This is a genomic window from Bacillus sp. JJ634, assembly GCF_036962285.1.
Taxonomy (GTDB): domain Bacteria; phylum Bacillota; class Bacilli; order Bacillales; family DSM-1321; genus Peribacillus; species Peribacillus asahii_A.
Genome location: NZ_JBALMU010000173.1, coordinates 7,760 through 23,600, shown reverse-complemented (window position 1 = coordinate 23,600; position 15,841 = coordinate 7,760). Strand labels below are relative to the sequence as shown.

13 protein-coding genes and 1 riboswitch are annotated in these 15,841 nt (G+C 38.1%); of the genes, 3 read left to right on the top strand and 10 right to left on the bottom strand.

Features of this window, described 5'->3' with window-relative positions; translation table 11 throughout:
* A partial coding sequence (locus V7068_RS20620) for a CoA-transferase (RefSeq protein WP_499714341.1) occupies positions 1 to 357 on the bottom strand: 357 nt, incomplete at its 3' end.
* Between the two features lie 411 nt (positions 358 to 768).
* Positions 769 to 880: riboswitch (TPP riboswitch) on the top strand.
* A 91-nt stretch (positions 881 to 971) separates the two neighbouring features.
* Between V7068_RS20620 and thiM the strand changes: the two genes are divergently transcribed.
* The 3 genes from thiM to thiD are packed head-to-tail and all read left to right on the top strand — an operon-like array spanning position 972 to position 3,226.
* Positions 972 to 1,790, top strand: a complete 819-nt coding sequence (thiM, locus tag V7068_RS20615; protein ID WP_127761031.1) for a hydroxyethylthiazole kinase — start codon at positions 972 to 974, stop codon at positions 1,788 to 1,790.
* A complete protein-coding gene (gene thiE / locus V7068_RS20610) occupies positions 1,777 to 2,427 on the top strand; it encodes a thiamine phosphate synthase (protein ID WP_499714340.1) in 651 nt (216 codons plus the stop codon). Before thiM ends, thiE begins: the two co-directional genes overlap by 14 nt.
* A 16-nt stretch (positions 2,428 to 2,443) precedes the next feature.
* Positions 2,444 to 3,226, top strand: a complete 783-nt coding sequence (gene thiD / locus V7068_RS20605) for a bifunctional hydroxymethylpyrimidine kinase/phosphomethylpyrimidine kinase (RefSeq protein ID WP_499714339.1) — start codon at positions 2,444 to 2,446, stop codon at positions 3,224 to 3,226.
* A 233-nt stretch (positions 3,227 to 3,459) separates the two neighbouring features.
* Here the strand turns inward: thiD and V7068_RS20600 are convergent, their stop codons facing one another.
* The 9 genes from V7068_RS20600 to V7068_RS20560 all read right to left on the bottom strand — a co-directional run bounded on the left by V7068_RS20600 (position 3,460) and on the right by V7068_RS20560 (position 15,572).
* A complete protein-coding gene (locus V7068_RS20600) occupies positions 3,460 to 5,100 on the bottom strand; it encodes a catalase (protein ID WP_499714338.1) in 1,641 nt (546 codons plus the stop codon).
* A 455-nt stretch (positions 5,101 to 5,555) separates the two neighbouring features.
* Positions 5,556 to 6,275 (bottom strand): YebC/PmpR family DNA-binding transcriptional regulator, encoded by a 720-nt coding sequence (locus V7068_RS20595; protein WP_127761035.1) that lies wholly within the window; start codon positions 6,273 to 6,275, stop codon positions 5,556 to 5,558.
* 221 nt (positions 6,276 to 6,496) lie between these two features.
* The gene (locus tag V7068_RS20590; RefSeq protein WP_499714337.1) at positions 6,497 to 7,837 is read right to left on the bottom strand and encodes an aspartate aminotransferase family protein; all 1,341 of its coding nucleotides are present in this window, start codon (positions 7,835 to 7,837) and stop codon (positions 6,497 to 6,499) included.
* A gap of 183 nt (positions 7,838 to 8,020) precedes the next feature.
* Positions 8,021 to 9,118, bottom strand: coding sequence for an ABC transporter substrate-binding protein (locus V7068_RS20585; RefSeq protein ID WP_499714336.1), 1,098 nt, complete (start codon positions 9,116 to 9,118; stop codon positions 8,021 to 8,023).
* A 141-nt stretch (positions 9,119 to 9,259) separates the two neighbouring features.
* Positions 9,260 to 10,054, bottom strand: a complete 795-nt coding sequence (locus tag V7068_RS20580; RefSeq protein WP_499714335.1) for an ABC transporter permease — start codon at positions 10,052 to 10,054, stop codon at positions 9,260 to 9,262.
* Positions 10,054 to 11,001 carry an ABC transporter permease gene (locus V7068_RS20575; protein ID WP_499714334.1) on the bottom strand — a complete coding sequence of 316 codons (948 nt, stop codon included), beginning with the start codon at positions 10,999 to 11,001 and terminating at the stop codon, positions 10,054 to 10,056. The genes V7068_RS20580 and V7068_RS20575 overlap by 1 nt, the downstream gene beginning before the upstream one ends.
* Positions 10,965 to 12,065: an ABC transporter ATP-binding protein gene (locus V7068_RS20570; RefSeq protein ID WP_499714333.1), complete on the bottom strand. Its 1,101-nt coding sequence runs from the start codon at positions 12,063 to 12,065 to the stop codon at positions 10,965 to 10,967. Before V7068_RS20570 ends, V7068_RS20575 begins: the two co-directional genes overlap by 37 nt.
* Before the next feature lie 168 nt (positions 12,066 to 12,233).
* Positions 12,234 to 13,610, bottom strand: coding sequence for a sigma-54-dependent transcriptional regulator (locus V7068_RS20565; protein ID WP_499714332.1), 1,377 nt, complete (start codon positions 13,608 to 13,610; stop codon positions 12,234 to 12,236).
* Entirely contained in the window at positions 13,611 to 15,572 is a 1,962-nt protein-coding gene (locus V7068_RS20560; RefSeq protein ID WP_499714331.1) for a transporter substrate-binding domain-containing protein, read from the bottom strand.
* Positions 15,573 to 15,841 lie beyond the last annotated feature (269 nt).

The window sequence follows — 15,841 nt, the reverse complement described above, 5'->3', positions numbered from 1 at the left end:
GCCAAGCCCCATCCCCCCTGCTCTAATTCGTTCAACAAGCGTGCCCTGTGGCGAAAACTCAATCTCTAGTTCACCATTCTGCATAAATGCACCGGCGTTTGGATTCGAGCCAATATGAGATACTATTATTTTGCGTGCCCTTTTTGCCGTCACAATTTTTCCTATTCCGATATTCGGAAATCCTGCATCATTGCCGATAAGAAGTAAGTTTTGAACGTTTGTTTCTAAAATCAAATTTACTAGCCCTGGCGGCGTGCCGACCCCGCCAAATCCACCGAATAAAATGGATTGATTATCTTTAAATAGCGGCTTAACTTGATCATATGTACAGATTTTCCCGAACGTATTTTCTACCATCACATCACCCCTATTAGAATATGAGCCTACTACTGAAAAAATCCTAATACTTTAACAGATTTTTTCCCTCACACTTAATGGGCAGTAAGCCCCCCCACCTCAAGCGTATGGGAAAACAAACAAGATAGGCGGGGGACGACTGCCCTCATCTATCTACGACTCCTAGCCCCTCGAAGTCATAAGATGAAATGCTTGTCTAAACTGAACAGTCGCCTCGCTTTTGTAGTAAAGATTCGATTGGTCAACTAACCATCCGTGATCGATGAAGGAACCCCCTCACTTTATTAAACAATATTGTTGATAACGTAATTTGGGCTCACACATCTTTCAGAAAAGATGTATAAAGAAAAACTTAATTTAATGAAAGAAGAATACCCTATAACAAGAAATATGCTAAAATAATAGATAGAATGTAAATAGCAGGGGAGCTTGCACATGCGGGCTGAGAGTAAGTGAAATGTAGCTTTAACCCTTTAACCTGATTTGGATAATGCCAACGTAGGGAATCGAATGTCATAAATGATAGTCTATGAATGCGATGCACCTTTTTGGTATATCGCATTTTTTCATTTCAATTAGTTAGTAGATAAATCAACCAACGGAGGAGTATCTATATGTTTGAAAATATTTTAGAAAATGTAGCTATGCAAACACCTTTAGTACATAATATTACCAATTATGTAACGGTCAACGATGTGGCTAATATTGTCTTGGCCTGCGGCGGATCTCCTATTATGGCAGATGATTTAACCGAAGTAGAGGAAATTACGAGTATTTGCAGCAGTCTCGTCCTTAATATTGGTACGCTCAATGCACGAACAATTCTCTCGATGATTAAAGCAGGGAAAAAAGCAAATGAACTCGGTCTTCCTGTTATTTTAGACCCTGTCGGTGCTGGTGCTTCTAAACTAAGAACAAATATGACGTTTAAACTACTAGAAGAGGTGAAGTTTTCCGTTATTAGAGGCAATATTTCTGAAATTAAAACGATTTACGCAGGAAGTGGATTAACAAAAGGTGTCGATGCGGCTGAAAGTATTGAAGATGAAAATATAAATGAAATTATTCAACTTACAAAAGATTTAAGCATTGGAACAGGTGCTGTTATTGCTACAACAGGCGCTACCGACCTGGTTGTTCACCACGAAAAAGCATACATCATTAAAAATGGGCACCCAATGATGTCAAAAATCACCGGATCAGGTTGTATGCTCTCTGCTGTAATTGGTGCTTATTGTGGAGCCAATCCCGAACAATTGATAGATAGCACAGCCGCAGCTGTCTGTGTAATGGGACTTAGCGGCGAACTTGCTTATCAAAAAACAATAGCTACAGGTGGAGGCACTTCAAGCTTTAGAACCCACTTCATTGATTATGTAAGTAAACTTGATTCTTCTCTATTAAAGGAGGGCATGAAAATTGAAAGTAGATAAACAATCTATGCTTTTGTATGCCGTAACAGATAGAGCTTGGCTTGGAGAACAGTCTTTAGCTGAACAAGTAGAACAAACGATTCAAGGCGGGGCAACATTTATTCAGTTACGTGAAAAGAATCTACCTTATGAGGACTTTTTAAAAGAAGCACAGCAGATAAAAAGAATAACAGACGCTTATAACGTTCCATTTGTCATCAATGATAATGTAGAAGTCGCCATTGCATGCGCTGCTGATGGGATTCACATTGGACAAGACGATATGGATCTATCAACAGCAAGAAATATGATTGGTGATGACAAAATACTTGGTGTATCGGTTCAAACCGTTGAACAAGCTCGTCTAGCTGAAAAAGGTGGAGCAGATTATGTAGGTGTAGGTGCTGTTTTTACGACTTCAACGAAACTCGATGCTACTGCACTACCCTTGCTTACTTTAGAGGCTATTTGTCAAAGTATTTCCATTCCTGTCGTTGCAATTGGTGGAATTAATGAAAAAAACATTTTACAACTAAGCGGCAGCGGTATTGATGGAGTTGCTGTTGTTTCAGCGATTTTTGCTAAACAGGATATCAAAAAAGCAAGTCAGGAACTGCTTGCTCTCTCAAAGCAAATAGTCAATCACGAAAATAACTAGATTAGAGGGATGGATGATGAAAAAAGTATTAAGTATTGCTGGTTCCGATAGCAGCGGCGGAGCAGGCATTCAAGCTGATATTAAAACGATTACTGCTCACAAAATGTACGCGATGACAGCTATTACAGCGCTTACTGCTCAAAACACAACAGGAGTAGATAGTGTACTAGAGGCAACACCTGAGTTTGTAGGACAACAACTAGACAGCATTATGAACGATATCTTTCCAGACAGTGTAAAAATAGGTATGGTGTCTTCCCCGCACATTATTGAAGTGATTGTCGAAAAACTAAAAGAATACAAACCAAAGCATATTGTTGTCGATCCTGTCATGATTTCAACAAGCGGCAGCCCATTATTAAGTAAAGATGCGATGGATGTTCTTATTACAAAGCTGCTCCCACTTGCAACTCTGATTACACCAAATATTCCCGAAGCCGAATGTCTATGCGGCGGGATGAAGATTGAAACAAAAGAGGATATGCAAAGAGCCGCTATTCAAATAGCCAAACATTATCAAGGAAATATCCTTATTAAAGGCGGCCATCTCCTAGATAGTGCCGATGACTTACTGTATAGTAATGGCCAGTTCACCTGGTTTACAGGTGTTAAAATTGAAAATCCTAATACACACGGAACAGGTTGTACTCTTTCTTCCGCCATTGCTTGTAACTTAGCCGATGGACACGATGTCAACATGAGTATTCAGTATGCGAAAGACTATTTAACTGGAGCTCTTCAGGATCAGCTGAATCTTGGAAAAGGAAATGGCCCGCTCAATCATTGTTATAAGATTTGATAGAAGTACTTACTGTTTAGATGTTTATCATTTCCCGACAGAAGACTCCCACTTCACGCATTAGCTAAGGACTTGGGAGTTCAAAGAAGGTAGTAGAATTAAGGTAAGCGATACAGACAAAATCTACACTAAGCTCAACGCTTATCTGTAAAAAGGGCAGAAAATGAGCAAAAATAAAAAGGGCGCCAGTCAGTTAGTTTTCACTAACTTTCTGGACAACCTTTTCTTCATAATTAATAAGGATCCGCTTCGTGGCTTTTCTTTACAGCATCCTCTGTTGCTTCGTTCGCAGCTAATGAACCTTGACCAAATTTCGAGCTGCCTGCTTCTCGGCCTGGAACTTTGTTTTCCTTCTTCAATTCTTTCATTTTCTCTGCGATACCATCCTTTACACGGCGACCATAGTCTTCATCGGCTTGTGTAAAATGCTCAATCATGGCATCTTGAATTCGTTTGTCACATACGGCAAGTGCTTCGGATAGGTTTTTAATCAGTTCATCACGCTCCCAATCCTCAAAGCTGCGGTACGTGTGGCCCGCCTGACCGTAGTTGTTAGGACGATCAATTGGTGCACTCATTGCTGCCGCATTATATACTGGTTGATGCGGTGCACGTTTTTCTTTACTTTCTTCTTGATACCCGCCGAGCATCGATGGCTCATAGTTAATATGTGGATTTTCTCCAGACTCTTTTGGGTCACGGATATCCATTTGGCCGCGATGCTGATTCGTGCGAACAGGCACTTTCGGTGCGTTTGAAGGCAATTTTAGATAGTTCGCACCTATACGGTATCGCTGCGTATCGGAATAAGAGAATGTACGGCCTTGTAGCATTTTATCATCTGAGAAGTCCATTCCATCAACAAGAACCCCTGTACCGAAGGCAGCTTGTTCAATCTCCGCATGAAAATCGACTGGATTTCTATCAAGGACCATCCGGCCTACCGGTAACCATGGAAACTTATCCTCCGGCCAAAGTTTCGTATCATCAAGCGGATCAAAATCGAGTTCCGGATGGTAGTCATCCTCCATGATTTGCACAAAGAGCTCCCATTCTGGATAATCTCCTTGCTCAATTGCTTCATATAAATCTTGTGTCGCATGACCGACGTTCTTCGCTTGAATCTCGTTTGCCTCTTCTTGTGTTAAGTTACGAATCCCTTGCTTCGGCTCCCAGTGATACTTCACCAACACAGCCTCGCCTTTGTCATTTACCCATTTATAGGTGTTTACACCAGAACCCTGCATGTGGCGGTATGTCGCAGGAATCCCCCATGGCGAGAATAAGAATGTAATCATATGCGTTGCCTCAGGTGTACGGGAAACGAAGTCAAACATCCGCTCAGGATTTGGCACGTTCGAAGCCGGATCCGCTTTAAACGCGTGAATCATATCAGGGAACTTCATCGCATCACGGATAAAGAAAATTTTTAAGTTATTCCCAACTAAATCCCAGTTGCCATCTTCCGTATACATTTTTACGGCAAAGCCGCGCGGGTCTCGTGCTGTTTCTGGCGAATCTTTCGCTCCAGCTACTGTAGAAAAGCGAACCATTAGCGGTGTTTTCTTCCCAGCACCTGAAAATACTTTTGCGCGAGTATACTTCTCTACTGGTTCATCTCCGACCTTTCCGTATGTTTCAAAATATCCAAATGCGCCCGTTCCTCGTGCGTGTACTACACGCTCTGGTATCTCTTCACGATCAAAATGGGAAATCTTTTCAATGAAATGGTAATTTTCAAGCGTAGCTGGACCGCGATCACCAATGGTACGGATGTTTTGATTATCCATCACAGGATGGCCTTGGCGCGTTGTCAGCGTCTCACGGTTCACGTCTTGTTCATGTGAAGCATTCATGTCCTTGTTCGCTGCCAAAATGAAAACCCCCTTAAAATAATTACCTTTATCTTTTTCCCCTTATTGGAAAATTTATACGAAATAGGGATTTTGTATAACTAAACTGCTTATGATAGCTGAATAGTCTCTTCGGTTTCAATTTTCTCAATCAAGTCAATAATCCTGTTAAAAAGAAATGTATCAAAAATTTTAATTCATACCCAAAACTTGTCTAATATATATGGATAATCGACTTGAATTTTTAATGAGGAGGATGTTTTCAACGTGTACCTGGAAAAGCTCTACATGTAGATATAGAAATCCCTTATATATGTCTTCCAAAAACACAAAAAAACCCACCTTTAATATGAATTTCTCATACAAAAGTGAGCTAAACATTTGTCACTGTATTTTACAGTTATTTTTGTAAATATATCACCATTCGTTAAACTTTTTAGGTTTCATAATCACCCTCAAACGCTTGATACGACTGATTATTCTCCTAAATCTACGTTATGGTACACTTGCTGCACATCTTCTAAATCTTCTAATGCGTCAATCATTTTTTCAAATTGTGCTTGTGCATCCGCGTCAAGTGTTACGTCATTTTGTGCCAGCATTGTTAATTCAGCTACTGTAAATTCAGTGATGCCAACATTTTTAAATGCTTCTTGTACAGCATGGAACTGATCAGGTTCAGCGTAAACAATGACTGATTCCTCTTCTTCTATAATATCACGTACATCTACATCGGCTTCCATTAATAATTCAAGTGTCTCATCTGCTGTTTTTCCCTCAATACCGAAAACAGCTGTGCTATCAAACATATAGGCAACAGAACCACTTACACCCATGTTTCCGCCATTTTTACCGAATGCAGCACGTACGTCTGATGCAGTTCGGTTTACGTTATTTGTTAATGCATCCACGATAACCATTGATCCGTTTGGTCCGAAACCTTCATAACGAAGCTCGTCATATGTTTCATCTGAACCGCCTTTTGCTTTTTCAATTGCACGTTCGATAATCGTTTTTGGTACGTTATACGTTTTTGCACGTTCAAGTACAACTTTTAAAGCACCATTTGATTCTGGATCTGGTTCACCTTGCTTCGCAGCTACATAAATTTCACGGCCAAATTTTGCATAAATCCGACTTGTATTAGCATCTTTTGACGCTTTTTTTTCTTTAATATTGTTCCACTTACGACCCATAATGTCCCACTCTCTTTCAACTTTGAATCTAAATACGATTATATATCATAAAATAAACTGCTTCTTCAACCCTTTTTAAGATAACGAGTAAGAGTTCGTTATGGTTCCATATTGTTGCATTACAATACGTATTAAAGATGAAGACTTATTTATTCCATTATATTATACATCAATTATACAATGGATTTCGAGATTATCATGAAAAAAAAGACAGTTCCTCCTCATACCCTTGTTAATTTCGCTCGAAAAGCATAAAATACTTGATCCAATCGAGATAACAACTCATCGCATTCTCCAAGTGAAATCGTTAATGGTGGAGCAATAATAATGGCTGCTCCTGTGACCCCATCTAATCCTGCAGCAGCTGGATAAACAATAATTCCATGCTGCATACCAAGCTTAATTATTTCGTTTGTCGCATCTATACGTTTAGGCAGCGGCTCCTTCGTTTGCTGATTTTGAACAAATTCTATTCCGATTAACAGTCCCTTCCCTCGAACATCCCCAATGAAGGAAAAGCGTTCTTGTCGTGCCTGTAACTGCTTCATTAAATAAGCGCCTGTTTCGGCTGCCCGATCTGCAAGATTATGCTTTTCTACATAATTAAGTACCGCCAAAGAGACCGCACAAGAAAGGGGATTCGCACTCAATGTATGACCGCCAATAATCAATTTTGAGCCTGTCATAATCGGCTCCATTACTTTATCCGTCATTACCGTAGCAGCAATCGGTGTGTATCCACCGCTCATCCCCTTTCCAAATGTCACAATATCCGGCTCCACTCCCCAATATTCAGACGCAAGCATTTTTCCTGTCCGACCAAAGCCTGTCATCACTTCATCTGCAATAAATAAAATATCATGTTCTACGCAAATCTGTTTTAATCTCTCCCAATAGCCATCTGGCGGCACAATGGCCGCACCAGCCGCACCGATAATCGGTTCAGCAATAAAAGCAGCAATTTGATCAGCTCCAATGCGGCGTATAGCCGTCTCTAATTCATTAGCGCACATTTGACCATACATATAATCATCAACATTGTATGGACAACGATAATAATATGGAGGAGATATGGTTGGATAAGATTCTAATAACGTCGAAAAGCGTTCACGACGAATAGGATGACCAGACATCGATAACGCACCTAGCGTAATACCGTGATAGCTCATCCATCTCGAAATAATTTTTTGTTTTTGCGGTTTATTTTGCTCCTGCCAATATTGAATTGCAATTTTTAAAGCCGTTTCCGTTGCCTCAGAGCCACTATTGACAAAGAAACTGTATTGTAAATCCCCTTTTGTTAATGAGGCAATTTTATCTGCCAATTGCTCAGCCGCTTCACTCGTAAACTGAGAACGATACACATAAGAAACCTCGCTCGCTTGCTTCATCATCGCCTCATTAATTTCTTGTACGCCGTGGCCGATATTCGCAGTTACTGCACCTGAAGAAGCATCTAAATAATCCTTGCCTGTTTGATCATACAAAAAAATACCCTTTCCATGACTAATCATTGGATAAACACCGCCAAGGACAGGCTTAATTAAGGAAGACTGTTTCACACACTTCACCCCCGCTTAGAGAATGATTGGTTACTGTACAGTATATGAACAGTCTCTTTAAATCTTACAAAAAAGTGGAAGGTTTAAGATTTTAAAAATAGATATAGATATGGTTGATAAAACGATTTTCGGCTCATTTCAGTTATGCTGAAATGAGCCGAAAATCAACAGATTTCTATAACTCTACTTTTCCAATAATGCTCCTAACTGTGGTGTGACTTCCTTAGACCAACGATCCGTCCATTCAGCACGAGATTCTGCTAGCTTCTTAATATCAAATGTATATATTTTATCAGTATCTTTTAATCCTATTACTTCTTCATATTTTTCTGGAATACTTATTCCTTGAACAACTGGATAGAATCCTTGATCAGCAGTCGCTTTTTGAGCTTCTTCACTAATTAAGTAGTTAATAAATTCGATGGCAGCTTCTTTATTAGGTGTGTTCTTCACCAATCCTGCATTAAATGCATTCATATATACGCCTTCTTTTGGTACAACCATTTTTAACGGCACACCTGAATTCACAGCCAAATCAGCCGTTACATAACTTCCCATTACTGTCACATCAGCCGCTCCCTGCTGTAAAGCTGGCATCATTTGTGTCGAATTTTTATAAAAAGTAGCCGAATATCCAGCTAGTTCCTTTGCCTTTTTTAATCCTGGTTCAAGATTATCCTCGTTACCTCCGTTTGCTAAAGCAAGCGAATATAATGTATTAAAGCCCCAGTCATTTGAAATATCAGCAAAAGCTGTTTTTCCTCTATAATCAGCTCGAGCTAAATCATTCCATGATTCAATTGGTTTGATCCCATTCTGTTCAAACGTCTTCGTATTATAAGCAGGAGCAATAACAAGTCCAAATACTGGAGTAGTCAGATTCTCAAATGCTACATATTTAGAATCTAAATTTTTCAGATTAGGAACACTCGTTTCATCAACTGAATCAATTAACCCTTTTTCATTAGCACGGTATACATCAAGTGGCACAAATAGCGCAATATCAATTTTTGGAGCGTTTTTCTGTAATTCTAGTTTAGATAAAATTTCACCTGATAAACCTGCCAGATAATTCACTTTAATCCCTGTTTCTGCTTCAAACTTAGGGGCAATTTCCTCACGAATGACTTTTTCAATTTTCCCGCCATTTCCTGCTATCGTAATCTGTTTATTGCTCTCCTTACTAGATGTACTTGCTTGATTAGATTTCGGTGCACTAGGTGAGCAAGCAGTCATTGCAAGTAGCAGCAGAACAATACATAAGCTCATTATTTTTTTCATGTTTAATAATCCTCCTAATTTTCATATTCATTTTGAACATCCTACCTTTTTTATGATTGGAGCTATATGAAACAGCGCTGTTAATTCGCCATTTTCACCTGAGTTAATACATGTATTAGCTTAAGCCTTCTCATCACAAAATTAATGAGAACCGCCAAATGCTTTTCCTACTCCTTGTAATTTTTCTAAAATCACAATCAAAATCACAGAGATAAAGATGACGACACTAGAAACTGATGCCACCAATGGATTATAGGAATCTTGCATCTGAGAGAAAATTTCAATCGGAAGTGTACGCATATCAGACGAAACCATAAATAGAGAGATTGTTACATTATCAAATGATGTTAAAAAGGCAAATAGTGCACCTGAGATAATCGCTGGACGAATTAATGGCAGCGTTACTTTCCAAAATACCGTAGCAGGACTCGCCCCTAGGATGGCAGCCGCTCGTTCAAGATTGTAATCAAACCCGCTCAATCCTGTTAGAACAAGGCGAATCACATACGGAATACAAATGACAGTATGGGCGATTAGGAAGCCTGTTGATGTACCAGATAACATCATCGGTGTAAAGTAAATCAGTAAAGCAATCCCTAGCACTAACTGCGGCACACTTAATGGCGCAGTCAAAATGGATGTAATATACGATTTTCCTGGAATATCATACTTCGCAAGGGCTAGTGCACCCAATGTTCCGAATAAAACAGAGAAAAAAGCAGCTAATACGGCAAATTTCACACTATTCCATAATGCTTCGATAAACTCTGGACGATCTAAAAGCATCGTGTACCACTGAAACGAAAATCCTTGTGCTGGAAAGCTTGGATAGTTCGCACTTGTAAAGGAGGCTGGGATAATAACAATGAGTGGAATAAGTATATAAATAATACTGATGACAGCCACTCCTAAACGAATTTTCCCTAAATACTTCATTATCGGAATACCTCCTTAAACTTACTTAATTCAAAACCACGTGTAACTGCAATAACCGTAATCAATGTTGTTGCTAATAACACATACGAAATGGCTGAACCAAACGTCCATCGAAGTAAATTATTAATTTGATCATAGGCAACAACTGGCATCATTGGAACATTAGCGCCTCCCATAAGAGCCGGCGTCACATAAGAACTCATTGACAAGCTAAATACTAATACACAACCGGAAACGATTCCCGGCAAGCTTAATGGAAGTGTAACAGAAAAGAAGTTACGTAATGGGCTTGCTCCAAGAATGGCACTCGCCTTCTCTAAAGATGGATCAATATTATATAAACTTGTCGCAATGGCTAAAATCATAAATGGTAAATACGCATTAGATAAACCAATGATAACACCTATCTCAGAAAACAGGAGCTCAAGCGGCGCAGTAATGAGTCCAAGGTCAATCAGTAATTGATTAATCGTTCCATTTGGCAGTAATAACAAATACCAACCAAAATTACGTACAACAATACTTACTAACAAAGGAGAAGCTATTAATAAAGCAATATAACCACGCACACGCGGTGAACTTTTCGCCATTGTTAATGCTACTGGATAAGCAAGGAATAAACAAAGTCCTACTGTATATAGACTGATTTTCACCGTTATCCATAAAGAAGATAAATAATAGCTATCCGTAAAGAATTGAATATAATTTTGAAAACTATACACAGCGTCTGTAGCTCCCATATCATCCGTTACAATGAAACTCAAATATAAAATATACAGCATTGGAACAATAAAGAAACCAAAGACAAACAATAGGATAGGGGTAAGAAGAAGAAGACCGGGCATCCAAGTTTTCTTTTTCTTTCTCTTTTTCACTCTTTTTGGTACATCCACAATAGGTGGCTGATTTTTTACTTCTTCATTAGCATAATTTCTGATGGGTTCCATCCAACATACACCTCACTTCCTACTTGCCATGTAGAATTGTAATCAGATGTCAAAATTTGAATTGATTTTCCCAACATATTCACATCAATTTCCCACGACGTGCCCAAGTAGTTAATTTGTGTTACTTTCGCTTTATGAAGTTCGATGAAGGCTTGTCCCACTTCTTCTTTTGAAACGATATAAATCTTTTCTGGTCGAATATATAATTTTACTTCATCCCCAACAGCACACGCACGATCGATACCCATTATATTTTTCACATCAACATGTGTAATATCTTGATCCATCTGTACAGTGATTCGTTGACGATCTACGGCTGTCACTTTCCCTTCAAAAGAATTTGCTTTTCCAATAAAATTGAAGACAAACTCTGTATTTGGATGATTATAGATATCGGTTGGAGAGCTAATTTGCTCTATTTTCCCGCCATTCATTACAACTACTCGATCAGACATCGAAAGCGCTTCCTCTTGATCATGTGTAACAAAGATGGTCGTGACACCGATTTCTTTTTGTAAACGCTTTATCTCTACACGTAATTCATGGCGTAATTTCGCATCTAAGTTAGACAGAGGCTCATCTAACAATAACAATTCAGGCTCAACCACCAGTGCACGGGCAATAGCTACACGTTGACGTTGTCCACCTGATAATTCACGCGGATAACGATGTTCTAACCCCAACATTTTCACAAGCTTCAGCGCACGAGAAATCTTTGCTTCTTGATCTGCCTTCGGAACTTTACGCAGCTTTAAACCGAAGCTAAGATTTTCATAAACAGTCATATGCGGAAAAAGAGAATACGTTTGAAAAACCATTCCTAAATCACGTTTGTAAGGCGGCACTTTTGTTACATTTTTTCCTTTAATAAACACCTCACCGGCATCAGCTTCAAGAAATCCTGCGATTAAATTTAAAGTCGTTGTTTTTCCACAACCAGAAGGCCCTAAAAGTGTCAGTAATTCACCCTGTTTTACCTCTAAATCGATTCCATTTAGCACAACACTTGATCCGAACTGTTTAAAAGCTCCTTTAATTTGTACATCATTTTGGGTGGCCTGCATAAACTGTACCTCCTTTTTAAAATAACAGCTTTTGTTTAACTATTATTAATGCAAGACTTGTGCCAACTTTAAAATAACGCTATTGCATACGTTTTCAACATAATTCAGCATATACCAAAATAAAAACAGGAAAAATTTGCCGATTAATAGGCAAATTTTTCCTGATCGCTACTTTTTCTCCTTAAGATTATAAGCATTAATTTTATCTCGTAAGCTTCTCTCGGAAATTTGAAGAACTTGTGCTGTTTTTTGTCGATGCCCTCCACAATGCTGAAGCGTTGCAGCAATCACTTCTTTCTCCACTTCCTTCATCGTCATACCAATGGGAAGCTGTAATTGATTGTCACGATTAGACGGTGTAGCAAACACAGAGCGTTGTGTTTGAACAGAAAGCGGTAGCTCCATTTCCGTAATTTCATCATTTATCGATAAAGCAACGGAATATTCGATAATATTTCCAAGCTCACGTACATTTCCGGGATACCCATACTCTAGCAATAATTGATAAGCTGCTCTAGAAAATGTTTTCTTTGCACGGTTCATTTCCAGACAATATTTTTCCAAAAAGTGCTCAATCAGTAATGATAGGTCTTCCTTTCTTTCACGTAAAGGTGGAATAGATAAAGGAATAACATTAAGACGAAAATATAAATCTTCACGAAATTTTCCTTCCTGCACCATCTGTTCTAAATTTTTATTAGCCGCACTCACAATTCGTACATCCAATGCAATTTTTTTATTAGAACCTAAGGGGGTCAGTTCGCGCTCTTGAAGAACACGTAATAATTTCACTTGAAGCGGAAGCGGCATCTCACTAATTTCATCCAAAAAAAGCGTTCCTCCATTTGCCGCTACCCATTTTCCTTCTTTTCGTTGCGTAGCTCCTGTAAATGCGCCTTTTTCATATCCAAACAATTCTGATTCAAGCAGCGCTTCAGGAATCGCACCACAATTGACAATTTCAAGTGGACCGTTTTTACGTTTCCCTGTATTATGAATACTTCTAGCAACAAGCTCTTTTCCTGTACCGCTTTCTCCTAAAATAAGTACACTCGAATCAATATCTTTTATACGATCAATGATTGAAAAAACATGTTGCATTGCTTTACTCTTACCTAAAAATTGATTATAACCACGCCGCTGTTCTAACTCTTCATGCAACGTTTCTACCTTATTAGATAGCCGCTTATATTCAACAGCCCTGCTCAGTAATAAATAAAGTTCCTCTATATTAATAGGCTTTTCGATATAGTAATAGGCTCCTTGTTTGATCGCCTCAATCGAAGATTCAATCGAAGCATAGGCAGTCATCATAATCACTGTAGTAGAAGGTACTTGTTGCTTAATTTCTTTCAAAATGTCCAACCCATTTATACTGCCTATCCGAAGGTCTAATAGAACAATATCAATCATATCTTGTTGAACTTTCGCTAAGCCTTCTTGTGGATTCGTTGTCGTTTGAATATAATAATCATCTTCTAATGCAAATCGAAGTGAATCACATATAGCCAATTCATCATCAATAATAAGTACAGTAGGTTTCATTTAGGAGGCCTCCTTTTGATACAGCGGTAACAATATAGTAAATGTCGATCCTTTATTCGGCTGGCTCGCGATATGCAGTTCTCCTTTATTCTCTTTTATAAGATTGTAAGTTAAAGTTAATCCTAAGCCTACGCCCTTTTCTTTGCTCGTATAAAAAGGTTCTAAAATATGATGTAATTCTTCTGAACTCATTCCTTTTCCTGTATCGGAAATCATCACGCTGCCGATTTCCTCATTTATCTTTTTCACGGTAATCGTAATCTTCTTCTCCTCTTTCTCTGCTACAGCATCCACTGCATTTAATAGTAAATTAATCATGACTTGACGAATTTGTTGTGGATCGATATAAAAAACTAAATTATCTTCCACCTTTTTCTCAAGACTAATTTGATTTTTATCCATCGTAACTTGAATAAATGATAATAAAGAAGCCATTTCCTTTAGCGTATACTTCTGTTTATTAGAAGGCCGTGGACGTGCATATTCAACCAAATCCGTTACGATTGTATTTAATCGATTTACTTCAGAAGGTACATGTTCCGTTATCAACCTTCTAAATTCAGGGAGGTGATATTTACTTGGAAGCATATCAATAAACATTTTAATCGACGTTAAAGGATTGCGAATTTCATGAGCAACTCCAGCAACAAGCTGACCAAGTGCATGCAGTTTTTCTTGTGTGAACAATTTTTGTTCTAGATTCTTCTTTTCCGTTTCATCATTCATGGACAATAAATAACCTGTCTGTTGTTCCTGAGAATTATATATTTGCAGTATACGATAATAGATCACTTTTTTTTGACCTTGCTCATTCCATTCAAGTACCTGAACACCCGATTCTTTTGAATGATAATGATCAAATAACTGTTTTAGAAGCGGTGGGTTTTGAAGACCAAAAGGTGTATCATTCGATAGGTTTAACATATGTAAAGCGCTTGCATTGCAACTCGTAATCGTTAAGTCCACATTAAAGGTCACAATACCTGTATCAATATTATTTAAAATTAGGTCCTTAAAGGCGTTACTATCAGCTATAATTTGTTGTGTTTCTTGTAAGTGTTCATTGAGTTGACGAAGCTTACTCGTTTGTATATGTACAGCTGCTTTCAATCTCTGATTCCACATATAAATGATGAATAGAACAAGAGCTACAATAATCAATCCGCTCATTAACAAATAAATAAAGGTTTCTAGCCTAGCGATTTCCTTTAAATCCTTTGGCACCGTCCATTTATTAATAAGTTTATTAAGCTCTCCTTTTGCCTCTAGCATAGTAATACTTTGGTTAAAGGCAAGTAACAAAGAATCATTTCCCTCTTGTACAACTACAGCATAATCTGAACTATTCATGACATCATCTAGAATAATAAAGGACTCTTCTTTTCCTAATTCCTTCAAATAAGCAGTTGCTGTCCACTTATTTCCTATAAAAATATCAGCTCTTCCCTCAATCAAACTCTGAAGAGCTGTATACTGATTGTCCTCCAATAATACATTAGTAGTTCTCATATTTAAAATGTTTTCATACATAGATGTATGGCCCTCTACTACAACTTGACGATTTCCTAAATCTTCAATCCCTTTAATTTGATTTTTCCTATCTTTCGAAATTACAATAGAGTCAGACATTGTAAAATAGGAAGTAGAAAAATCAAATTTCCAATCTTTATCAGGCCTGTACACCATACCTGCAATCGCATCAACCTTACCTTCCTCTAGAGCTTTTTCAGCATCTTCTATATTCATAGGAATATATTCAAAAGAAAGCCCATGCTGTTCTGCTATCTGTTCCATTAAATCAATGCTAAGACCCGTTAGTACTCCATTTTCATTGATATATGAGAAAGGAGGCAGTTTTGGTTCCGCTGCAATTTTATACACTTTCTCTTCTGCAAATCCTGATGAGATGCTGCCTATTCCTTGAAAAAAAATAGCTAATAAAAAAAGAAATACTATTTTCAATACATAATTTCTAATCCCTGCCCTCTCCTTTCTGTTTTAATGATTGGGCTCTGTTATAGGATGTTGTTTAACAAAGCCTATTAAAAAAATCTAATAGATTCATATCTATGAATAGATGGAAATGTATAACATTTGATTACAGTTGTTTGAGCAATGCCTAAATATTTAGCAACTTCGCCTAAACATAGTTGTCTACCGAAAATAAAAACAACCTTTTTGTTAATTATTGTAATATTATAACATTAAAAGGCGGTTTTCCATAATTTCGA